This window comes from Streptomyces sp. KMM 9044, assembly GCF_024701375.2.
In the GTDB taxonomy this organism is placed as follows: Bacteria; Actinomycetota; Actinomycetes; order Streptomycetales; family Streptomycetaceae; genus Streptomyces.
Genome location: NZ_CP113910.1, coordinates 6,722,107 through 6,744,357, shown reverse-complemented (window position 1 = coordinate 6,744,357; position 22,251 = coordinate 6,722,107). Strand labels below are relative to the sequence as shown.

Sequence of the window (22,251 nt, the reverse complement as noted above, 5' to 3'; positions counted from 1 at the left end):
GGCAGATGTCAGCCGCCCGGACGCAGGGTCCAGACGACCGTCATCTCAGCGGTCACCGCACCGTCCTCGCGCCGGATCTCGATCGACACCGGGAACTCGGGGCGCCGGCCTTCGTCCAGCTCGGCCACCACCTCGGCGGCCGGCCGGCCCAGGGTCGCGGTGGCAGTGACGGGGCCCATCGCCAGCTTCCGGTAGGCGATCTCTGCGCGGACCGCGAGCGGCACCGCCCGCGCCAGTTGCTCCCCGAACGCGGCGAGCACGATGGCGCCGCTCGCCGACTCCCCCAGGGTGAACATCGCGCCGGCATGCGGGCCGCCCACGTGGTTGTGGTAGTCGTCCTGGTCCGGCAGGGAGACCACGGCCCGTTCCGAAGTGGTCTCCAGGAACTCGAGGTTGAGGGTGCGGGCCATGGGCACCGTGGCGGCGAGCATCTCGCCGATGGTCATCCGGTCGTCACTCATGACCACATGTTACTCACGAGTAGGAGTGGCTGGCCAGGCCGGACCGGGGGATGCGCGACCGCGCCGGTGCCCCGACGGCGTGCGGTCGCTCCGGGTTGCCCCCGGACCACTTCCGGCTCTCGGTTGCTACGTCCCTGTCAATGGGCAGTGACCGAATCGTGTCACTGCCCGGGCTAGGGTGGCCCACCATGTGGCCAGGAAACCAGCCGCCCGGGGGCGAGCAGAACCCGCAGTCGAGCAATCCGTACCGGCAGCCGGGGTACCAACAGCCGAATCCGTATCAGCAGCCCGGTGCCCAGCAGCCGAACCCTTACGCGCAGCAGCCGCAGCAGTGGGGGACGCCGGACACCGTGGGCATGCCCACGCCGCCGCAGGGCGGGGGCGGCGGGAAACAGACGAAGATCGTGGCCGCCGTGGCCGCGGCGGCCGTGGTCGTGGCCGCCGGTGTCACCGGCTTCCTGGTGCTGGGCGGCGACAAGGACGACACCGCCGACAAGAAGGACGCGAAGCCGTCCGTGAGTGCCTCCGAGGAGCTCTCCACGGAGCCGAGCGACTCCGCCTCCGACTCCGGCTCCTCGGACGACAACCCACGGGGCGGTGACGACGAGAAGGCGACGGTTCCGGGCTGGCAGGTGGTCACGAACACGCGCTTCGGTACCAAGTTCGACGTCCCCGCCGACTGGGAGATCGAGGACCCCGGCACCAGCGTGGGCTTCGAATGGGAGGAGAAGGACGGTGAGCTGGACCGCACCACCGTCACTGCCCCGGCCTATCTGAAGTCCAAGTGGTGCACGAGCGACGACGACAAGGACGGCCGCGAGGACGACACCGCCCTCGTCACCGCCGGCACCCGCGGCGAGAACGGCGCCAAGACCTCGGACCAGGCCGCGGAAACCCGTGTGCCGTGGTGGATCTACGGCGGCTACACGCAGCCCGACAAGAAGAGCGTGAAGTTCGAGAAACCGAAGGCGTACACGACCGCTTCGGGCCTCAAGGGCAGTGTCGCCACGGCGCACTCGCAGGACACGCCCCAGAACGGCAAGTGCGACAGCGAGGGCAAGGCGATCACCTTCGGGTTCAAGAACAGTGCCGGGGACTTCGTCACCTGGAACCTGTACGGCGCCAAGGGTGTCGACGACGAGATCCCGGAGGAGACCGTGCAGAAGATCCTCAGCACGGTCCGCCTCACCGAGGAAGCTCCGACCGAGTCGTAGCGGGCAGGGGAGCCGAGGACTCCTCCCCCCGCCGTCCCGCCTGGGCGGGCCGCAACTACACACTGCTGACCGCGTCCGCCGTGGTGACGAGCCTGGGCAGTCACGGCGCGCTGATCGCCTCCGCGTTCGCGGTGCTGGGCGCGGGCGGGGACGGCGGCGACGTGGGCCTGGTGGCCGCCGCCCGCACCCTGCCGCTGGTGCTGTTCCTGTTGATCGGCGGCGCCGTCGCGGACCGGCTGCCGCGCCACCATGTGATGGTCGCAGCCAATGTCCTCAACTGTCTCTCGCAGGCCGCGTTCGCGGTGCTGGTCCTGGCAGGCGAGGCACACCTGTGGCAGATGATGCTGCTCAGCGCACTCGGCGGAGTCGGCCAGGCGTTCTTCGGGCCGGCCGCCGAGGGCATGCTGCTCTCCTCTGTCGAGGGCGAGCAGGCCGGCCGGGCGTTCGCGGTGTTCCGGATGGCGATGCAGGGCGCGACACTCGGCGGTGCCGCCCTCGGCGGCCTCATGATCGCGGCGATGGGACCGGGCTGGGTGCTCGCGGCGGACGCGGCGGCCTTCGCGGCCGCGGCGGCCCTGCGGGCCTTCCTCGACGTGAAGCACATACCCCCGCGCGCCCCGGGCGGCGGTCTGCTCGCCGACCTCCGGGACGGCTGGCGGGAGTTCGCCGGCCGGCCATGGCTGTGGGGCATCGTCATCCAGTTCTCCGTCGCCAACGCCGTGGTCGGCGCCGCCGACGCGGTCTACGGTCCGCTCGTCGCCCGGGATCATCTGGGCGGCGCGGCGCCCTGGGGTCTGGCTCTGGCCTTCTTCGGGGCGGGCACGGTGCTGGGCGCGCTGCTGATGACCCGCTGGAAACCGCGCCGACTGCTGTTCGTCGGCACCCTGTGCGTGTTCCCGCTGGCCCTGCCGTCCGCAGCGCTGGCCGTGCCGGTACCGGTGGCGGTGCTGTGCGCGGTGATGTGCGTGACCGGGGTGACCGTCGAGGTGTTCGGGGTCTCCTGGATGACGGCGCTTCATCAGGAGATCCCGGAGGAGAAACTGTCCCGGGTGTCGGCCTACGACTGGTTCGGGTCCGTCGCCCTGGTGCCGGCCACGATGGCGCTGGCGGGTCCCGCCGAGACCGCGTTCGGCCGTACGGAGGCGCTGTGGGGCTGCGCCGCGCTGGTCGTCGTGGTCACGGCGGCGGTGCTGTGCGTGCCGGACGTACGCCGTCTGCGGCGCCGGACGGTGCCTGTCACCGGGGCGGCCCCGGTCGCCGGCAAGGGGTCAGCCGACACTGAGGTCTTCTCGGCAACGTGACGGTTGCAGTGCGTGACCGCGTGCGGGGTGAGCCGGACCGCGTCGAGTGCCCCGCTGTCAGATATGGGTGAAGCCCCTGGTAGGAACAGGTCTGCGAAAATCAAGTTCCGTACGGCCAGAGGCTTCACACGTTGACCAGTATCACCTACACCGCCGTGCTCGATGTCGGCAGGGAGACCGCCGAGACCCTGGCCCGGCTCCTGCGCGAGCACCGCGACCGGCTCGGCACCCGCAAGAACACCCGCGCCCTGGGCGTCTTCAAGCAGGGGATCCTCGTCCTGCGGTGGTTCGTCGACGGAACCCGGCTGGCCCAACTCGCCCGGGACAGCCGGATCTCGGTGCCGACCGCCTACCGCTATCTCCACGAGGGGCTGACCGTGCTCGCCGACCACGCCCCGGACCTGGCCACCGCACTGGAGCGGGCGGCGGCCGCCGGGTACACCCACCTCAACCTGGACGGCACTGTCATCCGCACCGACCGCGTCGCCGCCCCCGGTCCCAACGGGGCAGATCTCTGGTGGTCCGGGAAGCACAAGCATCATGGCGGGAATGTGCAGGTCATCTCCGCCCCGGACGGCTGGCCGCTCTGGGTGTCCCCGGTCCGCCCCGGCCGCGAGCACGACACCACCTGCGCGCGCACCCACGGCCTGATCGGCGCGCTGAACCGGCTCGCCGCCACTCTGGACATCCCGACTCTGACCGATCTCGGCTACGAGAACGCCGGCGACGGCTTCCGCCACCCGGCCAAGAAGCCGCAGGGCGGCGAACTCGACCTCGAACAGCAGACGTTCAACAAGGTGATCCGTGGCATCCACGGCGTCGCCGAGCGCGCGAATGCCGACTCTGCTGCTCAATTCGGCGAGCGATCACGTGCCATGCTTTCAGGGCTCGGCCGCGCCCGGCCTGCCTGCATCTGCGACGCGCTCTGAAGGCCGTATCGGCACGGCGTCATCACGCCGGGTAATTGCGCAGCAGAGTCAATGCCGACTCTGCTGCTCAATTCGGGGGATGGTCACGCACCGCATCCGAGAGGGGCCGGACCGCCTCCTCGCGAGGCCCGTTCCACGCGCCCCGTCGACAGGTCGGCGTCACTCTCCGCAATTGAGCAACAGAGTCAATGCCCTGCTCAAAGTCACGTTCAAGGCTCTGCGCCGGGTCAGCCTCGACCCTGGCAGCATCACCCGGATCGCCCGAGCCGCCCTCGTCCTGCTCCAGATGGAACACGGCCGCACCACCTGAACGAAGATCACAAACCGTCACGAGACGTTACCGAGAAGGGTTCACTGAGGGGCCTCGCGTTTTCCGGACAGTGAGCTGACCGTCTATTTCACGCGGCTATGTGCAACTCCGTGTATTCGGCGTGGACTTCTCGCGGCGGGCGGTAACCAACAGCCGAGTGGAGGCGCTTGTGATTGTACCAGAGTTCGATGTATCGAGTGATGTCCTGTCGGGCGGCCTCTCGGGCCAGGTAAGTCACGCGGGAAACCCGCTCGTTCTTCAAGGCCCCGAAGAACGATTCGGCCATGGCGTTGTCGAAGCAGACCCCGGTACGCCCGGAAGATCTGCGGATCCTGAACCGCTTCAGCGTCGCCGCGAACTCTGCTGACATGTAGTTCGACCCGCGATCGGAGTGAAATATCGCGCCGTCGGCGAGTTTCCTGTTCCGTGCCGCGTTGCGAATTGCCTGGGACATGAGGGGAGTTTGATAGTGGTCGTCCATCGCGTAGCCGATGACTTCCTTCGTGCAGCAGTCGATGACGGTCGCGAGATACAGCCACCCTTCTCCGGTCTTGATGTAAGTGATGTCGCCGACGAGTTTCTCGCCGGGGGCGTCGGCGGTGAAGTTGCGGCCGACGAGATCCGGCACGGCGCCCGCGGCGGCCTTGGTGAGCGACCACCGCTTCGGCTTCGGCTGGCAGGGCACCAGGCCCAGTTCACGCATCAGCATACGGATCAGCTCCAGGCCGGCGGTGTGGCCCCAGCGGGCGAGCTGGGCGTGGATGCGCCGGTAGCCGTAGGCGCTGTCGGACATGTCGAATGCCTTCTTGATGAGCAGTTTCAGTTCCTCGCGCCGCTGGACCGTCGCAGAATTGGGACGGTTCCGCCATTCGTAATAGCCAGACTTGGACACGCCGAGCCGTTCACACATGAACTCGACGGAATACGCGCACTCCGCTGTGCCGAGCCGCATCGTTTCGATGAACTCGTACTTGCTCGCTACCGGGGATCCTTCGCGAAGTACGCTGCGGCTTTTTTCAAGAAGGAGACTTCCGCCTCCAGTTCACGGATGCGCCGGTCCTGTTCCTTCAAGCGCGCCCGCTCATCGAGCGTCAACGGGGGTCTTCGAAGTTAGTCGGGGACCCCCTCGCGGCGGGCTCGTCTCGTGGTCGCGCAGAGTGACCGTAGGCGTTGGTTGGCGCGGTTGCGATAGCCGAAGGCGCATCGCGCGTCGAGCTTGATGACGCGGTTGTTGCCCTCGCTGGCGGCGTTCGTGATCCCGGTCAGGACGTATGCCTCGATGCCGTTCCACCACTGATCGACGGTTTCGGCGAGGGTGACGAGTTCGGGCAGGTGGGCGTGGTCGGCGACGTGGGCGTTGAAGCGGTGGCGGGCTGCGGAGATCGCGGAGCGGTCGGGGGTGACGTGGGTGCGGTGGACGGCCAGGCCGAGGAGGTCACGCAGGAGTTCCTTGGCCTGCCAGGCCGCGTAGATCTGACGGCCGTAGGTGCCCATGTACTCCAACTCGACCTTGAGCAGGGCGAGTTGTTCTCCGGTGAGGTCTTCCTTGTTGCGGCGCAGGAGTTTGCGGACGGTGTAGACGCTGTCTCCCTTGCGGGCCCGGCGGCCGTGCTGTTTCCAGGTGAGGCGTCGGCGCAGGTCGGCGAGGTGGCGCTGGGCGAGTTGCACGATGTGGAAGCAGTCGATGACGACGGTGGCGTGGGGCAGGGCGCGGTGGATTGCGGCGCGGAAGGTGGCGCACAGGTCGATGGCGACGTAGCGCACGTGTTCGCGCCAGGCGGCGGGCTGGGCGCTGAGCCAGTCGGCGACCGAGTCCGCGTTGCGGCCCTCGACCTGGCCGAACAGGCCGCGTCCGCCGATCGCGTCGACGAAGCCGATGTGCCAGGCATCCGCGACCAGCTCCCACTTCTCCGTGTCCGGGTTCTGCTTCCATACCGGCTTGCCCCGCCTCGTCTCGTCGATCCCGATCGCCTCGGTCGTCGGCAGTGCGGCGGGCAGGTGGCGCTCGGCGTAGGTGCGGGTGGCGCGCATGACGACCGGCCAGGACGGCCCCAGGTCGCGGCCGGTCTGCACCACGGTGCGTCCGCCGTCGGCCACGGCCTGCCCGCACGCGGTCCGCAGCCGCTCGGTGAGCCGCATCCGTGCGGGTATCTGGGGAATCTGTTCGGTGAACGAGCCCCGCTCACAGGCATCTTCACGACACTGCCAGCGCCGTTTGTGCCAGCGGATCCGTACCGCGCCACCGCCATGGGCGAGGTCACGAGGCCGCGTCACGGCCCGTTCCTTGACCCGGGTGGCGAAGGTCCCACACGCCGGGCAGGCCCGCGCCGCCGGGTCCGTGGTCACCAGACGCACCGTACGTATCCCGTCCTCGTCGCGGACGACCTCGGCCACCGCGACCCCCTCCAGATCGAACAGCGCCGTCGCGCCGGTATCGTGGCCCATGCCGCCCGTGTCTGTTTGAAGATCGGCTGTCTAGACACCAGTCATGATCCACAAGCAGCGCGGGCGGTCTGCGTTCACCCCTCACGCACCCACGACGGTCACTCTCGGCAACCGGCGGTACAGGTCACGGGCGGCCCTCCCCGACTAAATTCGAAGACCCGTCAACGGTGCACCGGCAGCTGGCTCGTTCCGTTTCTGGTGTTTCTTCACCCAGCCCCGGAGTGCCTCCGAGTTCAATTCGAGCTCGCGGGCCGTCTCCGAGATGGTCTTGCTGGACCGGAGTGCCATCTGGACGGCTTCCTCACGAAACTCCGGGGTGTACTTGCTGGGTGGCGCCACTTCGAACTTCCTCATTTCCTTGACAGAACAACCCTATTGGGTCCCTGTCCGGAAACTCCGGGGCACCTCAGCGAGCGCGGCGGCCGGGTCGGTCGTCGCAGCCAGGACGGCGGGCAGCTCGACGTCCGGGAAGTACCCAGGATTCACGTGCGCCGAGTTGATCGCGTCTGCGATCTCACGGCGCCGGGCATGCATGATCACGCTCGTGCCGGCGTCCGCCATGATCTTCCCCACGGCGGTGCCCCAGGACCCGGCCGAGAACACTGCCGCACGGACGGAATGGTGCTGGCTCACTGCGGGGTCCTTTCCTCAGGGGGCGGCCGGGCCCGGGAAGCCCGCCCGACGTCTTCCAAATGATCACCCGGGCTCACACGTCGGCCTGGTTGACGAACCCCAGGGACGACAGTCCTTCCGCAATGCACAGCCAATCCGAGGCTCCTCCCACCTCGGTCTGCAGGAGTTGGTACGCCGCGCCGTGCTGGTGGCCCCAGTGCATCGCTGCGCGCCACAGGGCCCGTCCGTAGCCGCGCCCGCGGTGGAAGGGCAGGACGCCGAAGTACTGGGGCAGTAGTCGTGCCCGGCCTCCGGCGTCGGCCATGGTCTCCATGGGCCCGATAGCGCCGACCACGCGGCCGTCGTGCAGCACGGTGAGGACAGGGCCGACAGCGCTGGCCCGCATCCGGTCGTACAGGAACGCGAAACCGCCCTCGACCATCGCCGTGGCGAACACCTCGAACCCGGCCTCTTCGGGCAGCTCCTTGTACTCCTGGACCGGCACGCCGGGCGCGGCCCCGGGCCCGCTCTCGAAGTCCTTGAGCTGAACTCGAGTTCCCCGGGCGTACGCGTCGGGCTGGTCAGGCCCGAGGAACCAGACGACCCGGGCCCGGGCGGCGCCGTGAAGGGGTGCGAGCTTACGTGCCAGGTCCGCGCCGGCCGACAGGGTGGCCCCGTAGACGTGAACCTTGACGACACCACCGCCGCGCTCGGTGAAGGTGGGAATGAGCGTCCGATGCTGGTCGTGTTCGATGGCATCGACCAAGACACGCTCGGCCTTGCTCCCGCCCCAGCGGCGGTCCTTGTCATGCGGGAGGAAGCGGCCGGTGCTGGCGTTCTCGACCACGGCCTCCAGGAGGTCGTGGAGCGGGTCCCCTCAGCGCGCGGGGCCGAGGGTGGGCACGTACGGCACGAGCATCACGGGCTCGATCCAGCCCCAGTGAAAGCGCATGACCGCACGCTACCCACGCCGCGCGCACGCCGCAGGCCCCGGCGCGAACTCACCAGGGCCTGCGGTGTCACCCGCCCGTCAGGAGCCGGAAGGCAGCTGCCCGCCTCGGGAGGGCCCGGCGGGCGGGCCCTCCCCTTCAGCGGGTCAGAGCCCGAGCGTCTTGGCCAGGAACTCGGCATTCGCGCCGATGTCGTGGCCGAGAACCACACCGTGGTGAGGCAGCGCGGCCAGCCGCTGGGCGGCCTCCCGGCGGGACGCCTCGGCCCCGCCCCCGTCCACCCCCACCAGACCGAGCACGTCCGGGTACCGGTCCTCGGTCGCCCCGCTCATGAAGTCCGCCTCGTTCAGGGTGCGGCTGGTGTCCTCCTCGGCCGGGGCCGCGTCGGCCTCGATGCGGGGGAACACCAGGGCCGCGGCCTCGCCCTCGGTCGCCAGGGGCACCCCGAACCAGCTCGTGAACTGGTGCGGGAACACCTGCGCCTTCAGCTCCTTGCCGCGCTCCCACAACGGCGTGCGCTCCCCCGCGAGGAGCGCCTGAGTGACTCGCTCATCCTGCGTCGGGTGGAGCGCGTCGCCGCACTCCAGCCCCGCGCGGGCGATCCTGAACCAGCCGAGGGCCTCCATCAGACCGAGACCGACCGCGGCGGCCGCCGGCCACGGCAGGACATCCACTCCTCCGCGGTCGTTGGGCCGGACGAACACGCGGTCGTTCGCGAGCAGCCCGAGCCCGTGACGGGCCACCAGGGCGAGCGCCGTGGTCGTCTTCCCCGCGCCCTTGCTGCCGAACGTCAACACGGTGCGGCCGTCCTCGGTCACGACAGCCGAGGCGTGCAGCACCGCCCACCCGTCCCGCAGTAGCTGACCGCGCATCACCTCGCGGGCCAGGCGCGCGGTCGCCGTGGCGACGCCCTCGGTGTCGCGACCGATGACGTCCAGCCGTCCCGTGCCCGGCTCGGACCGGTAGACGAGGCCCTGCTCCGGCCCGACGGCCCGGATGACACCCGAGGAAACATCACGGGCGACGAGGAGTTGAGCCCGCGCGTAGGCGGTGCTCGTGTGGGGGGCCTGCGTCACCGCGAACGACACGTCGTCGTACCGGTCGCCGTCCACGGTCGCGGTGACCAGGGGCCCGGCGCAGACACCCTCCGCCGGCACCTCGGCCGCCTTCCACCACGAGCCGAAGTACCGGGCCGACCAGTCGGTGACGGCCCGCTCGGGCGAGACGACGGTCACGGACGTGCCGGCGCTCTCCAGGCGTACGGCGTGAGCAGCCATGATCCATTCCTTCCGGGAATCGGTTACAACGGAACGCCACGCACCGCCGGATACGCGGCGCGCAGCTTGGCATGGGCGGCCTCCCACTGCCGGGTCTCTCCCCACCCGCGGAGGCCGGGCCCACTGCCGTTCACTCACGGGTGCCGCGCCTCATGCAGCGAAGCCCAGGTACGTGCCGACTGTGAGGCCTGAGAACGTGATGAGTTGACGAGGCTTCAGGCACGTAAAGGCGACGTGCATCCCGATGCCGGCGGCGACGGCGTACGGCATCGTCTGCTCAACGAGCAGCGCCGGCGGTAGTGCGATCTCCAAGGCGATGACGACTGCCGAGACGAGCCGCCACAGGCGGACGTCGCGGTCGGTGAGGTTGCCCATGTAGCGGCGGACGATGCCGGGGACGGCGTACTGGCGGCGATAGGGGAGCCGCTCGCGCACCTGGCTGTAGACGTGCACCCACTGCGCGAGGTACAGCCCGCTGCAGAACTGCGGGGACCGGAGTTTCTGCCAAGCAGAGTTCCAATAGATGTCCGTGGTGACCACGACCATGAGGACCTGCGCCCACGTGTTCGCCGTGCTGGAGCCATGCGCGATGTGCAGGCCGGTGCCGAGGTCCCCGGCGAGCAGCAGGCAGGCCCCCGTGAGCAGGGTGTAGCGGACGGCGTTCGGGCTCTTGAGGTAGAGCAACTCCATCGCGGCCCCGGCCAGGACCAGCAGCAGCGCCAGGCGGGGGGCGACGCCGACGGCCAGGGCGACAGCCGCGGCGGTGCGGACGATCAGCGCAGGCCGGTAGACCGCGACCAGCAGCCGGGCGCGCGCCGGGCCGAAGCGCTGTTCGGCCACGTGGGCACTGAGCGAGCCGGGGGTGAGGCGGTCCCAGCCGCCCTGACCGAAGGAGAGCGCGAACCTCGCGGTGATCACGGCCCCGAACACGATCCGGAAGGCCTGCAAGCGCGCGGGGTCGGTGGGGTGCTGGAACCCGGAGGCGAGGGCGTCAAAGAACCACACGGCTGTTCCTGACCTCGACGGGCTGCTCGCCGTGCGCGGACAGCACGCGGCCGTGGCCGTCGACCCTGGCGTAACGGCCGGACGCCACTAGGTGGTTGACGATCGTCTGGAGCTGCGGCGGGCCGAGGATGAACGAGCCCGGAGATAACCAGTCGTAGACGTTCACCGGCTCGGTACGGCCGTCCTTGGTGGTGCCGGTGAGCGTGATGATCGTGAACGTGGCCCGGCAGAACATCTTCCAGCGCATCCAGCGGCCGGGTAGTGGTGTGAAGCCGGTGACCATCCACACGACCAGGGCGACCGTGACGGCGGCCTGGACAGCGGGCAGCACGAAACCGTGCATGAGGAAGCCTCCGAGAACAGGGAGGGTGAAGGTATGGGCGAGTGGCCCGCAGGCGGGGCCGCTCCGGGGTCAGCGCTCAGGCTTGGGAGGCCGCTGCATCAGCGCGGCCGCCGCCTCGTCGAGGCTGATCTTCTCTTGCAGCAGGGCGGCCATCACCTCGGTGATAGGCATCTCCACATCGTGGACGTGGGCCAGGTCGAGGATCGCGGTGGCGGACTTCACGCCCTCGGTGGTCTGCCGGGTGGCGGCCGTCGCCTCCGCGATGGTCATGCCCTGACCGAGGCGGGTGCCGAAGGTGCGGTTCCGGGACAGCGGGGACGAGCAGGTGGCCACCAGGTCGCCCAGGCCGGAGAGTCCGGCCAGCGTTGCAGGGTGGGCGCCCATGCGGACCGCGAGGCGGGTGGTCTCCGCCAGGCCGCGGGTGATGAGCACCGCGGTGGCGTTGTCGCCCAGGCCCATGCCGACGGCGATACCGACCGCGAGGGCGATGACGTTCTTCACCGCACCGCCCATCTCGCAGCCGATCACGTCGGTGCTGGTGTACGGGCGGAAGTACGAGGCGTGACAGGCCTTCTGGAAGCGGCGCGCGGCGTCCTCGTCGGGGCAGGCGATGGTCGCGGCGGCGGGCTGGCCTTCCATGATCTCGCGGGCGAGGTTCGGCCCGGACAGCACCGCGATCCGGTCGGCGGGAACGCCGGTCACCTGCGCGATGACCTGGCTCGCTCGCCACCCGGTGTCCGTCTCGATGCCCTTCATCAGCGACACGATCACGGCATGGCTGGGGATGTGCGGTGCCCAGTCAGCAAGGTTGGCCCGCAGGGACTGGGCGGGGATGGACAGCACGACGTAGTCGGCGCCCTCCAGCGCTGCAGCCGGATCGGTCGTCGCGGTCAGGGAGGCGGGCAGGTCGACATCTGGGAAGTAGCCCGGATTGCGGCGGCGGGTGTTGATCGCGTCGGCGATCTCGCTGCGGCGGGCGTGCACGATCACGTCGGTGCCGGCGTCGGCCATGATCTTGGCGACGGCGGTGCCCCAGGAGCCGGCCGAGAACACCGCCGCACGGGCGCGGGGCTGGCTCATCGGGTGGTCCTCTCACTGGGGGCGGGGCCGTCGTCGGGGCGCCGACCGGGCCGGGTCATCATATCGATCGCGCCGGGCTCGGCCGGTGAGGTTGCGGGCCGTCGGAGGGTCAGGAGGACCGCGCGGCGGCCGGGGAGCGCGGGCAGTATCCGGTGGGCCTCGCCGAGCATGCGCTCCGCCTGGACGTCGCCGAGGTCGCGCCGTAGCTCGTCGGCGTGGCTGATCCACTGCCGGTAGAGCCGCCCCCACATATCGGGCTCGTCGGGCCGCTCGTCGACGTGCTCCACGATGAGCCCGGCGACGCGGGCCTGCTCCTCCCAGACGGGTTCGGCCCCGCGCCGCAGTGCCCGGGTGAGGACCAGCCGGGCACCGGGCGCCAGGATCCGGCCGAGTTCACGCACGGCCTGGCCCCGGTCCGCAGCGCGGCTGAGGGCATCCACGCAGACCACGCCGTGAGCGCAGCCGTCCGGTAGCCCAGTGGCCTCCAGCCCGGCGACGCGGAAGGCGGCCCGCCCGGTGGGGAGGAACTGCCCGCTGCGGCCGCGGGCCTGAGCGACGGCGACGCTCGAGAGGTCGAAGCCGAGCAGGCGGGCGGAGAGGGCCCGGGCCAGCCACAGCCCGATGCCGCCGGTGCCGCATCCCGCGTCCACGAGGAGCTGACCGGGCCGCATCCGCAGCCGGGCCGTCATCAGCCCGAGGAGGGGCCAGTCACAGGAGCTGGAGGCGGCGACCTCTGCCGGGTAGTCCTCCCCGAGCGCCGCGGCGTAGAGGCTGGCGACCAGCGTGGTGCGCGCCCGTGCGGCGTGGAACGCGTCGAACTGGGCGGCGGCCGTGGACACAGGCGGCGCGGTGTCGTGGGTGGTGGTGGGGTGTGTCATCGGGGCATCGCCCTCCTGATCCGCGAGCGGGTGCCGGGACAAATCACCTGGACGGCGTGGATGGGATCGCCCTCGTCGGACAGGTCCAGGGCCACCGGCTCATGACCGGTGACGTCCTCGACCAGCCGCGCCACCTGCCCGGCTTGGTCGGCGAAGCCTCCTCGTACCGAGGAGAACCGGGCCATCGCCTCCGGCCACGGGGCAAGCCCCTCGGTCCGTGCCGGGCGGAAGGACAGGACGTCGAGCGGGGCGGGATCGCTGGCGAGGTCGTCCCGGGTCCCGGCGATGGCCGTCAGCCGCGACTGGGCGGCCTCGGTCACCGCCCGGGTCATCGCGATGACCGGGGTGGTGTGGCAGCCTCCACCAGCGAACACGACCGGGAGGTCCTCCGACCACAGGTAGGCCAGGCACACCGGCAGCCCGTACGGGCCGTCAACGAGGGCCAGTTCCACCGCTATCCCCGCGGCCGTCAGCCGGTCGACGATCTCCCGGCCGTAGGGGTCCTCGACCGTCCTGGGGTCGATCAGCGTCCGCTGCTGCCCGCCGGACTGCCCGTCCCGGTAGAGGACGTCCCGCTCCACGACCTCGAGCAAGGCGTGCAACAGTGCCTCGCCCCTCGTGTTGCCGCAGGCCAGGCCGGTACTGGTCGCGCGCAGGAGATCCGGGCACCACTCGGGGCGCTGCGCCCGCCGGCGGACCAGGTCCACGGGCAGGAGCGTTTTCGCCCCGCTCACCAGGCCGGTGCCGGGTGTCCACTCCCACACCACCCGGGCAAGGGCGCACTCCTCGTAGGGGACGGTCAGCGGCAGCGCGGCCACCGGGCAGCCGGGGGCCACCTCCTCCGCCGGGCCGTACGCCACGATGGGGAGCGGCTGTTCCACGTGCCACAACTCGATCGCCTCCAGCACGGCCGACAGCCGCGCAAGGAGGTCTGTGGCGCCCTTGCCCTGGGATGTGCTCAGGGTCCGGGAGGCGGGCCGGATCGCCGTCCACACCGGCAGCCCGATGCAGTCCAGGCCGGTCAGCCGGGCGACCCGGGTGATACCGAACGCGGGCAGCCGCCCGGCCACCAATTGCCACGTCTCCTCAGGGGACCGAGCGCGTACCGTGCCCGGCAGCTCCACCAAGCCGTCACCGCACACTGTGGGCCGCCTCCTTCTGCTCGGCCAGGAATCCGGGCACCATCCGTTTCGCCGCCTGCGCGGCGCGCGCCGCGCAGACCAGCCCACGGGCGGACGCCTCCTCGTCGAGGCGGTCCTCAGGGCACCGCCACGCTTCCAGGAGCATCCGGAGCGTGAGGTCGTCACGTACCGCCGCGGTGGAGAACCCGGGCCGGCTCCGGCGGGCGGCAGTGAGGGCATCGGCGTACCGGGCGACCGCTTGCTGGTCCTCGCGGGTCTCGTCGGCCAACAGCAGGCTCACGGCCGTCTCATCCCGTAAATCCAGCGTCGGGTGGAACACCTGATGGGCGGCCAGGTCCCCGGTGATCTCGGCCAGTCGCTCCTCCAGCGGCCGGCCGCAGCCTCCGCCAGGCGGGAGCAGGGAGCGACACGTCAGGTAGGCCATCCACGTCTGCGGGAACGTCGGGCCGCACACCTGCTGATAGAGGAGGCGGTCCCGGGTGAACAGCGTTCGCCCGTCGATACGGCTGCAGGCGAACGCGTTGGACCACTGCCAGAAGTAGGGCGACTCCCAGGTGCCAGGCGCAAGTCGGGCCTCTGCCCGGGGCGTCCAGCCGTCCAGGGCGGTGCGCACAGCGGCGAGAGCATCGGCGCGCTTGACGTCGCCAAAGCCCGGATCACGCTCCCGTTGCTCGGCCAGCCACCCGGCGAACTCGTGCTCACCACGGCGGCGGCAGACGGCGTGCACCGCGCCCGTGGTGCGCTGCGGGTAGTAGACCGCGCGGAGATCAGCCAGCAAGGCGGAGGCCCGCTCGCCATCGAGCAGCCCGGCCAACTGGGCAAGCTGCACGACGTGCCGGAGGTTGACCAACGGCCAGGACAGCGCGGCCCACTCGCCGTCAGGTGCCTGCCCGACCGCCACCTCGTCGTCACCGTCGATGTCTCCACGGGCGTAGGCCGTGAAGACGCTGCCGACCCCGAGCATCCCGAACGGCGCCAGCTCGGCTGCCCGTAGCGCGCCGATGCTCGCCGCCCCGATCACCCGGACTCCCCGGCCCATCGCGGCCAGAATCTCCTTATGCCGCAGCGCAGGCGCCTGGTGATACACCCCGTCGATGATCACCGCCGTGTCGCCCTTACGGATGGTCACCTGGAAAAGATCGCCATGCACCACCGGCGGCCACACCCGGACACCCGGCGCGGTCAGCACCGGTTCGGACCGTGGCAGCGTCGGCCCGACGAACACGTGAATCATGAAGCCCCTTAGAGGTCACTGGAGCGAGGGCGGCGCCCCTCCCCTCGGACCCTTCAAGGCCCGAGGGGAGGGACGCCCGGTCACATTTGAGGAGCGGTTACTCCTCGTCCTCCACGTCCACGGCGACCACCACGGGCCTGGTAAGCTCGTCGCCGTCCTGCGGTGCCGCCGAGGTGTTCGGAGTCTTGGACTGCATGGATTCCTCCCGATGGGGATGAGTGGTAGGACACGGAGGACGGTCACGTACAGGGCTGGCCTGCCGCGCTATCCGGCCTCCAAAAACCCGCCCCAGGGCCAGCACGGGCGCCCCTGATAGGTGCGGACGTCCGGCCGCCTTGAACCTCCGGTCTCGGTGTGAAGCCGACCCCGGGGCGGGGGTCTATAGGGTCAGGCGGCTATTCGCTCCGCGACCCGCGCGAATTCCTCCTCCAGGCGATCCCGCCCGAGGACCGCCCACTCCCGCTCCAGGTCGGCCGGCGTCACACCGTGGAGCTCGACCACCAGGCGCGCCGCCATCGTCCAGGCCGCCAGGGGGAGCCGTACTCCACCAGCTCCATGTACCGGCCGGGGAGCGGCTGGAGGGACACCGGGTCATGGATCGTGCCGTACACGCCCCACGCCGGTGCGTGCCTCGCCCACGCCGCCACCCACCGGCCGCCCCGAAGGGCGTGGCACTCCTGGACGGCGATACCCGCACACGGCACGCACACGGGCGGGGACGCGGTCCGCTCCTCCTCCCGGATCGGGCCGTTGGTGTCCCGCAAGAGGAAGAGTTGCGGCCCGTCCGGGTCCTCTGGCGCGCGGGCGCAGACCTGGCACAGCATGTGAGCCATCGCCCGGCGCTGCCGGTACGGGTGGATGTCCTTGAGTCGCGGCTCCCCGCGCCGGCGCTTGGGGAGGAGCTGGGGCCTCACCCACGGAGCACCGAAGCTGTCCCGGTCGTACGCTGTCTCGTCCGTGTACGCGATCCCGTCCCCCACGCGGCGGCGGATGAGCGGGCACGGCAGGAGCCGTTCCTCGCTGCGCGCGGTGACGTACGGGACGACGCCAGGCGGGGCCGAAGGGAGCACGATGAGCCTTCCTGTGCGTGGACGGGGTTGGAGACCCGGCACACCCAGCGTTGAGGAGCGGGTGTGCCGGGCCATGGGGCCACCCGCGGCCCGGGAGGGGCATCGGGTCGGGGGCGGGCTGGAGGGCACGGCCGCCGGGGTACAGGGCGGCCGTGCCGGTCTTGGTGCGGGGCCGGGCTACCGGGAGGCGATGCCGACTACCAGGGCGCCCATGAGGGCGGCCAGGGCCATGGCGTAGAGGACCTGCCCCCGGGCTGTCCGGCCTCACGGCGTCTTCTGACGGGCCGCCTGGCCTTGCTTGAGGAGTTGCAGGACCTCGCCCATGTAACAGAGGTCACCGGGGCCGTCCATGGGGACGCACCAGTACGAGCGCCCGCGCGCCTCCGTGAGACGGACCGCGGGCACGCCCAGGTAGTGGTCCCGGCCGAGGTATTCGACTCCGGGGAACTCCCCGTCCGTCCACTCTGCGGCGGTCGCCCCGGGCACCAGGACGTAGTACAGGAGGGAGTGGAGGTCCATGAACACCGCGCCGCGGATGAACCACCGGCGGAGGAAGGCGTCCACCTCCTCCAGGTCCTCCGTCCCGGCCGCTGCCCACACCAGGCAGGCCGGGACCCGTACGGCGCCGAGGGTGCCGCCGCACGCCAGGAGCGCCACGCCGTCGGCCTTCTCCCACTGCGTGCGGGCCAGGTCCCGGTCCTCAGCGGCGCCGAGGAGCCAGCGGGCGGCCGCAAGTTGTCGCTCCAGGAGCGCCACCACGGCGGGCTCCTCCACGACCCGACTGTCGTTGCTGGGTACCTCGCCCGCCTCCAGCTCCTGGCGCGCAGGCAGCCCAGTATCCGCCTGCTCCAATCTCTCCAACGCCTCTTGATCTGCTGCGAGTTGGGTACGCTCACCCATATGGCGACTCCTTGGCAGTCGTCGCCCCGGAGACCGACACCACGGTCCCGGGGCTTTTCACGCCCAGGGTGATTTTTCAGCGGATGTCGCGCATCCCGCAGCCGGGTATCCCCATGATGGGTACACACCTCAAGCAGTCATCCCGCAGACTCAGGCGAGCAGGAAGTGCCGCATGATCTACCAACCCCCAACCGCACTCCCCCTCGACCTCCTCGAAGAGGAGGAGATGCAACGCTCCCTGGCTGCCCACGACTTCGGAACAGTGTTCCGGCTCGCCCGTGAACGGGCCGGGATCAGCTACTCGCGGATCGCCGCCGAGTGCGACATCAAGCCGGAACGGGTAGGCAGCCTCGCTCGAGGCACCGGCCGAATCACGACCTTCGACAAAGTCGTACAGATCGCGGACGCGCTACGCGTCCCAGGGCACATGGTCGGTCTGGCTCGCCGCCCATGGGAGGCCGGCCTTCCTGCGGACACACACAGCAGAGAGATCGGAACCAACGTGCGCCGCCGAACCGTCCTACAAGCCGCTGCTTCCGCCGGCCTGGCCGCCGCCTTACCTGCCCTCCACCAAGCCCCTGCACCCGACCACATCGGCTCCGGGGACGTCGCCCAGCTCCGCGCCCGCACCGCGCGGCTGCGCCGCCTCGACGACATCCTCGGCGGCGGCGACACCTACCGCGTCTACCTCAGCGAATACCAGTCCACCAAGAGCCTGCTCCGCACCGCCAGCACCACCCCCGACACCCGCCGCAGCCTGCTGTCCCTCCTCGCCGAGCAAGCCCAGCAAGCCGGATGGGCCGCGTTCGACGGGGGCCGCCCGGCCGAGGCCGGCAGCCTGTACGAGGAGAGCCTGGCGGCAGCCCGCGAGGCCGACGACGGTGACCTCCTCGGCAACGGCTTCGCGTTCCTCGCCTACCAGACCGCTGACCGCGACGAGGCCGCCGTGATGGCCGCCCACAGCTGCGCCGCCATCACCGACAGCGCGCCTGCCAGCGTCCGGGCTCTCCTGTACGAGCGGATGGCCTGGGCATGCGCCGTCGCCAACCGGCCAGCCGACACGGAACGAGCCCTCGCCGCCGCGCACACCGCCCTGGACGAGCAGCAGCACGGCGAACAGCAGCCGGATTGGGCCGCCTGGGTCGACCGGACAGAGCTGGACATCATGACCGGCCGCTGCTGGACAGAGCTACGCCGCCCCCTTCGAGCCGTCCCTGTCCTCACGAAGGCCCTGGGCCGGTACGACGATGCCCACGCCCGAGACAAGGCGCTCTACCTCTCGTGGCTCGCGGACGCCTACCTCACGGCCGGGGAAATCGAGGAGGCTGCCGCGGTGACCGGCCGAGCGCTGGAGCTGTCCAGCGGCGTGGCCTCTGTACGCCCCCGTCAACGACTCACCCCGGTACTGGCGCAGCTGGGCCAGCACCGGGACGTTCCGGCCGTCCGTCACCTGCTGGAGAGAGCCGCCGTCTAAGACGACGCGGGGCTCACGCTGCCCTTGATCCACTCCAGGCAGCGGGCCGCCCCCGTGATCGGCGTGGCGATCAGCTCAGGGTTGTCCCACGGGTGCGCGTCGAGGAGGTACCGCTCCAACTCCGGGTACCGCTCGCTGGTCGTCGTGAGGAGCAGCCGCCACTCCTCGCCTTCGCCGAACTCTCCGAGGTGCCAGAACACCGACGTGACGGGGCCGATGATCTGCGAGCCCGCAGCGAGCCGCGCCTTGACTGCCCCTTGGGCCAAGCTGACGGCTTGCTCACGGGCGGGCGTAGCGGTCGAGACCTGCACGTAGTCAGTCATGGCCGGGAGACTAACGGCCCCTCAGCCCCGGCGGACAGTACCCGCAGGGCTGACCCGCCAGCCACAGACAGAGCGCCTACAGTCGCGTGTGCTTCACAGCAGAACCCCATTTGGCCGACTGTGCGGTGAAGCAGTACGAGCACAGTGGGTTCCCGCCGCGCCCGTACCGGTGCGTGCGTCGATGGCACACCGTGCATCGGCCTACCTGGTCGCTGGAACACATCGCCACCGACGGGTCGTCCTCGGTGAGCGGGGGTGCAGTCGTCATGATCTTCCCGTTCTGGTAGCAACTTCTCGCCACCTCGAACAAAGATTAGAACGTTGTGCGATCAGTGTCCGTCCCGTCACATACCGTTGCAGTACTAGTTCGGGTCGGCAGGGGGGTCACGTGTGTGGCACCGTCGCTCGTCGCCGGTGGTCTGTGGTCCCGCTCTGGAGTCGCGGGGCGAGCGTAGTGCGGTGACGTGATCTAAATCGGCGTTCGTCGGCCCCTTCATTTTCGTCGATAAAACCACTCTCTACGTCCTGGCGTTCCAGATGAACCGGCGTGTGCGCCACGGCGTGGCGGCCAGCGCGGTCAGGCCGACTGCGCCGATGGCAAGGCTCACAGTTAGTGCTGACACGTCATCGATGGGGCGAGAAGTAAATTCCCACCAAGGGTGGTCGTCCTGGTGTCCCGGGGTACCCCAGTAGATCAGTGGGCACAGCACGGCCAGTGGTCCGATCCAGGCGGTCCGCCAACTGCTGATTCGCCCGGCAAGCAGGGCGAGACCGGCCCACCCTGGTAGCGCGCGGGCCATGAGTGCCACGGTGTCCACGGGGAGGGTCAGCGCGGCAAGCAGGAGGAATGCTGTCCAGCATGCCGCAGCCACCGCACTGAGGGCCGCCCATTGCACACGATGGAATCGGGCTAGTGGAATCTGCTCAAGTGCTGACAGAGGGCTGTGCAGGATAAGTACGGGCAGCGTGCCAGCGGCCAGAGCGAGAAAGCGCCACAGACGGGGCTGCGTCGCAGCAGTCCCACTGGCAGTGGGCACGGGAGCAGCCCACTCTCCGAGACTGGCCGCGACCAGCCCCACCACAATGGCAGCCAGAACAATTGCAAGGACTCGTCGCAGACGAAGGTACGAGGTGATGCCCCCGCTCACCGCCGACTCTTTGGGCCCAGGGTCAGCAGTAGTTTGCACGAAACTCGTCCAACTCTTCCGAGGCCCAGGCGAACTGTTCCTTCTCCGACTTGGTTTCTGCTATCCGCGCACCAACGGCTCGCGCCTTAGCAATAGGGGCGTTGCCCTCGAGTTGATAGTTGGGGCTGCCGCCGCCTGCCAGCCACACCTCCAACCAGTGCTCGACGGAAGTAATCTTGCGGTCGTCTTGCGCTGCTCGTGCCCGATCCCAGTTGCACTCCTTGAGTGTTTCGCTAGAGATTGCGATGGAGAAGTCGAAGGCAAGTGACCAGATGCTGCCCTCAGCGATGGTGAAGTCGCCACCGACTTGCCGGTGGAGCACGCCGTTCACCCTGACATCGTGTCGTTCGAGACCGTATTCGTTCAGGCGCTTGGGGAGAACGAAGGTGGCGGGCAGAGTCTCGGCCCGGGTTGCGATCTTCTCCATGAGCGGTACGTACTTTTCGTGCTCTGGCCAGTAGCAGACTTGCACCTTGCCCTGGATGCACGGCGCGGACCGGGGTACGGCTCGCTCGCTGACGGGCTGCGCGCCCAGCAACATTGTGACCATGCCCAGTGTCACCACCGATACCACAGCCAGGGGAAGGGGCCGACGCATAGTGGCTCGAGTGACACGAGAGGGAAGTGCTAGCAGACACGCGCAGAACACCATGGCCAAGATGCATCGCAGAGCTACCACATATACGGAGACTTCCTTGGTCGGTGGGCCGCTGACTTCCAGAAGGCCAGTCGTATCCCCAAGGGCGAACCCCGCGATCAACCAACTCAGCAGCGCCACCAATGCGGCAAACCGCCCGGACAGAATCCTCCCCAGCATCCATCCCCAACCGATGGACAGGATGAGCCCTGCAGCACCCAGCGCGACGTAGGCGAAGAACTGCCCGATGCCTGGAGCGCCTTGTGGAAGGGTCACGGCAGCTGCAGCAGCTGCTCCTACCAGGTAAGGGACGAAGACGATCACCAGCACGGAGACCAGTTGCCACGCTTCGATCCGCAGCGGATTGATGTGAGACACGGACAGCTGCTCATCCAGGTTCCGACGGGCGCGAGCGCCGGATATCCAGGCTGCGGCGCTGGTCGCCGCAAGGGACAGGAAGTACGCCGGCATCTGGGCCGCTGCGCCGGTCTCGGGCCATACCCCGATCCAGTAATCCGTCCTCAGGAACAGCACTGCCAGGTCCAGAAGCAGTAGCGGAAGAATCCACCAGCGCAGTACGGAGCTCCGCAGGTGCAGAAGAAGCATGCTCACAGGTCCCGGTCCTCCTTCGGCAGCAGGGACATGTAGGCACGCTCGAGCGGCGTGTCCCCCGGCATGCCGTCGGACGCAAGTTGGACGAGGTCGGCGGTCTTCCCGTCATACCGGAGCTCACCACTCTGGAGGACCAGCACCCGGTCGCACACAGCATCCACGTCATCGATCAGGTGGGTGCTGAGGATGACCGCGGCGTCCGACAATCCTCTGAGGATCTTGCGGAAGTGAAGCCGCTGCCGTGGGTCGAGACCGACCGTCGGCTCATCGAGGATGACAAGAGCGGGTTCCCCAACGATTGCCCATGCAATGCCGGCGCGCTGCCGCTGCCCGCCCGAGAGCTGCTTCATGCGCATTCGATGCGCTTCTGCCAGGTCCACCTTCTGCAGTGCTTCCACAGCCTTGGAGCGCAGCGTCTCCTTGCGTATGCCGCGCACCCAGGCGCCGTAAACGACGAAATCCAGCAGGCGCATCCCCGGGTCGAAGCCGAAGCCCTGCGGCAGGTAGCCGATGCCTGACCGTGCCGCTCGCGCGCTGCGCTCACCATCCACTGAAACGCCATTCACCTCGAGTGTTCCCGCCTGAGGTGGCGCAGCAGTCGCGAGAGTCCGCAACAGTGTGGACTTCCCGGCACCGTTGGGGCCGAGCAGCCCCGTCACACCTCGACCGATGTCGAGGTCCATATTTTTGACCACAACCCTGCGACCGTACCCCTGCCGCAGACCTCTCACACGGACTGTGATGACCGATTCCCTTCCTTGTCATGTGGGGCCCGGCGCAGCACGCCGGGCCCCACATCACATCACGATGGACTACTTGAAGACGGTCTCGACGTATTCCACCTTAAAGAGGCAGTCTTCACCGGGA

At 69.5% G+C, this 22,251-nt stretch carries 20 protein-coding genes and 3 pseudogenes; 5 read left to right on the top strand and 18 right to left on the bottom strand.

The genetic code is table 11. The annotated features are described in order from the left end of the window. Positions 1-8 precede the first annotated feature (8 nt). Positions 9-461 (bottom strand): DUF4442 domain-containing protein, encoded by a 453-nt coding sequence (locus HUV60_RS30115; RefSeq protein WP_257851300.1) that lies wholly within the window; start codon positions 459-461, stop codon positions 9-11. A gap of 188 nt (positions 462-649) precedes the next feature. Here HUV60_RS30115 and HUV60_RS30110 point away from each other — a divergent pair, with 188 nt between their 5' ends. From HUV60_RS30110 to HUV60_RS30095, 4 genes and pseudogenes are all read left to right on the top strand, one after another. Then, positions 650-1,675, top strand: coding sequence for a hypothetical protein (locus HUV60_RS30110; protein ID WP_257851301.1), 1,026 nt, complete (start codon positions 650-652; stop codon positions 1,673-1,675). 62 nt (positions 1,676-1,737) lie between these two features. Further along, complete coding sequence (locus tag HUV60_RS30105) at positions 1,738-2,976, top strand: MFS transporter (RefSeq protein ID WP_257851775.1); 1,239 nt, start codon at positions 1,738-1,740, stop codon at positions 2,974-2,976. Positions 2,977-3,107: 131 nt separating this feature from the next. Beyond that, positions 3,108-3,905 (top strand): HARBI1 family protein, encoded by a 798-nt coding sequence (locus HUV60_RS30100; RefSeq protein ID WP_443047451.1) that lies wholly within the window; start codon positions 3,108-3,110, stop codon positions 3,903-3,905. A gap of 175 nt (positions 3,906-4,080) precedes the next feature. Then, positions 4,081-4,215 (top strand): annotated as a pseudogene (locus tag HUV60_RS30095) (IS5/IS1182 family transposase); the annotation flags it as partial. Between the two features lie 88 nt (positions 4,216-4,303). Here HUV60_RS30095 and HUV60_RS30090 read toward each other — a convergent pair. From HUV60_RS30090 to HUV60_RS30030, 14 genes and pseudogenes are all read right to left on the bottom strand, one after another. Beyond that, positions 4,304-5,227, bottom strand: a pseudogene (locus HUV60_RS30090) (IS3 family transposase); the annotation flags it as partial. A gap of 98 nt (positions 5,228-5,325) precedes the next feature. Continuing rightward, entirely contained in the window at positions 5,326-6,660 is a 1,335-nt protein-coding gene (locus tag HUV60_RS30085) for an ISL3 family transposase (protein ID WP_257849233.1), read from the bottom strand. 144 nt (positions 6,661-6,804) lie between these two features. After that, positions 6,805-6,948 carry a transposase gene (locus tag HUV60_RS34130; protein ID WP_443047559.1) on the bottom strand — a complete coding sequence of 48 codons (144 nt, stop codon included), beginning with the start codon at positions 6,946-6,948 and terminating at the stop codon, positions 6,805-6,807. Between the two features lie 123 nt (positions 6,949-7,071). Continuing rightward, a pseudogene (locus HUV60_RS30080) lies at positions 7,072-7,221 on the bottom strand (NAD(P)H-dependent glycerol-3-phosphate dehydrogenase); the annotation flags it as partial. A gap of 145 nt (positions 7,222-7,366) precedes the next feature. Next, positions 7,367-8,119, bottom strand: coding sequence for a GNAT family N-acetyltransferase (locus HUV60_RS30075; RefSeq protein ID WP_331462028.1), 753 nt, complete (start codon positions 8,117-8,119; stop codon positions 7,367-7,369). 249 nt (positions 8,120-8,368) lie between these two features. Continuing rightward, entirely contained in the window at positions 8,369-9,499 is a 1,131-nt protein-coding gene (locus tag HUV60_RS30070) for a hypothetical protein (RefSeq protein ID WP_257851303.1), read from the bottom strand. A 150-nt stretch (positions 9,500-9,649) separates the two neighbouring features. Continuing rightward, a complete protein-coding gene (locus HUV60_RS30065) occupies positions 9,650-10,504 on the bottom strand; it encodes a hypothetical protein (RefSeq protein WP_257851304.1) in 855 nt (284 codons plus the stop codon). Further along, positions 10,491-10,847 (bottom strand): hypothetical protein, encoded by a 357-nt coding sequence (locus HUV60_RS30060; protein WP_257851305.1) that lies wholly within the window; start codon positions 10,845-10,847, stop codon positions 10,491-10,493. The genes HUV60_RS30065 and HUV60_RS30060 overlap by 14 nt, the downstream gene beginning before the upstream one ends. Before the next feature lie 69 nt (positions 10,848-10,916). Beyond that, positions 10,917-11,927: an NAD(P)H-dependent glycerol-3-phosphate dehydrogenase gene (locus HUV60_RS30055; RefSeq protein ID WP_257851306.1), complete on the bottom strand. Its 1,011-nt coding sequence runs from the start codon at positions 11,925-11,927 to the stop codon at positions 10,917-10,919. Further along, positions 11,924-12,805: a class I SAM-dependent methyltransferase gene (locus HUV60_RS30050; protein ID WP_257851307.1), complete on the bottom strand. Its 882-nt coding sequence runs from the start codon at positions 12,803-12,805 to the stop codon at positions 11,924-11,926. Before HUV60_RS30050 ends, HUV60_RS30055 begins: the two co-directional genes overlap by 4 nt. Next, on the bottom strand, positions 12,802-13,932 hold the full coding sequence (locus tag HUV60_RS30045) for a YcaO-like family protein (RefSeq protein WP_269441290.1): 1,131 nt from the start codon (positions 13,930-13,932) through the stop codon (positions 12,802-12,804). Before HUV60_RS30045 ends, HUV60_RS30050 begins: the two co-directional genes overlap by 4 nt. 4 nt (positions 13,933-13,936) lie before the next feature. Continuing rightward, on the bottom strand, positions 13,937-15,076 hold the full coding sequence (locus HUV60_RS30040; RefSeq protein WP_257851309.1) for a TfuA domain-containing protein: 1,140 nt from the start codon (positions 15,074-15,076) through the stop codon (positions 13,937-13,939). A gap of 584 nt (positions 15,077-15,660) precedes the next feature. Continuing rightward, entirely contained in the window at positions 15,661-16,251 is a 591-nt protein-coding gene (locus tag HUV60_RS30035) for a hypothetical protein (protein ID WP_257851310.1), read from the bottom strand. A 264-nt stretch (positions 16,252-16,515) separates the two neighbouring features. Beyond that, positions 16,516-17,151, bottom strand: a complete 636-nt coding sequence (locus HUV60_RS30030; RefSeq protein ID WP_257851311.1) for a hypothetical protein — start codon at positions 17,149-17,151, stop codon at positions 16,516-16,518. Between the two features lie 172 nt (positions 17,152-17,323). Between HUV60_RS30030 and HUV60_RS30025 the strand changes: the two genes are divergently transcribed. Beyond that, positions 17,324-18,625, top strand: coding sequence for a helix-turn-helix domain-containing protein (locus tag HUV60_RS30025; RefSeq protein ID WP_269441259.1), 1,302 nt, complete (start codon positions 17,324-17,326; stop codon positions 18,623-18,625). Here HUV60_RS30025 and cutA read toward each other — a convergent pair. From cutA to HUV60_RS30010, 3 genes are all read right to left on the bottom strand, one after another. After that, entirely contained in the window at positions 18,622-18,948 is a 327-nt protein-coding gene (cutA, locus tag HUV60_RS30020; protein ID WP_257851312.1) for a divalent-cation tolerance protein CutA, read from the bottom strand. The two genes, HUV60_RS30025 and cutA, sit on opposite strands and share 4 nt — an antisense overlap. A gap of 1,170 nt (positions 18,949-20,118) precedes the next feature. Further along, positions 20,119-21,384: a hypothetical protein gene (locus tag HUV60_RS30015; RefSeq protein ID WP_257851313.1), complete on the bottom strand. Its 1,266-nt coding sequence runs from the start codon at positions 21,382-21,384 to the stop codon at positions 20,119-20,121. Further along, positions 21,381-22,067: an ATP-binding cassette domain-containing protein gene (locus HUV60_RS30010; RefSeq protein WP_257851314.1), complete on the bottom strand. Its 687-nt coding sequence runs from the start codon at positions 22,065-22,067 to the stop codon at positions 21,381-21,383. Before HUV60_RS30010 ends, HUV60_RS30015 begins: the two co-directional genes overlap by 4 nt. Positions 22,068-22,251 lie beyond the last annotated feature (184 nt).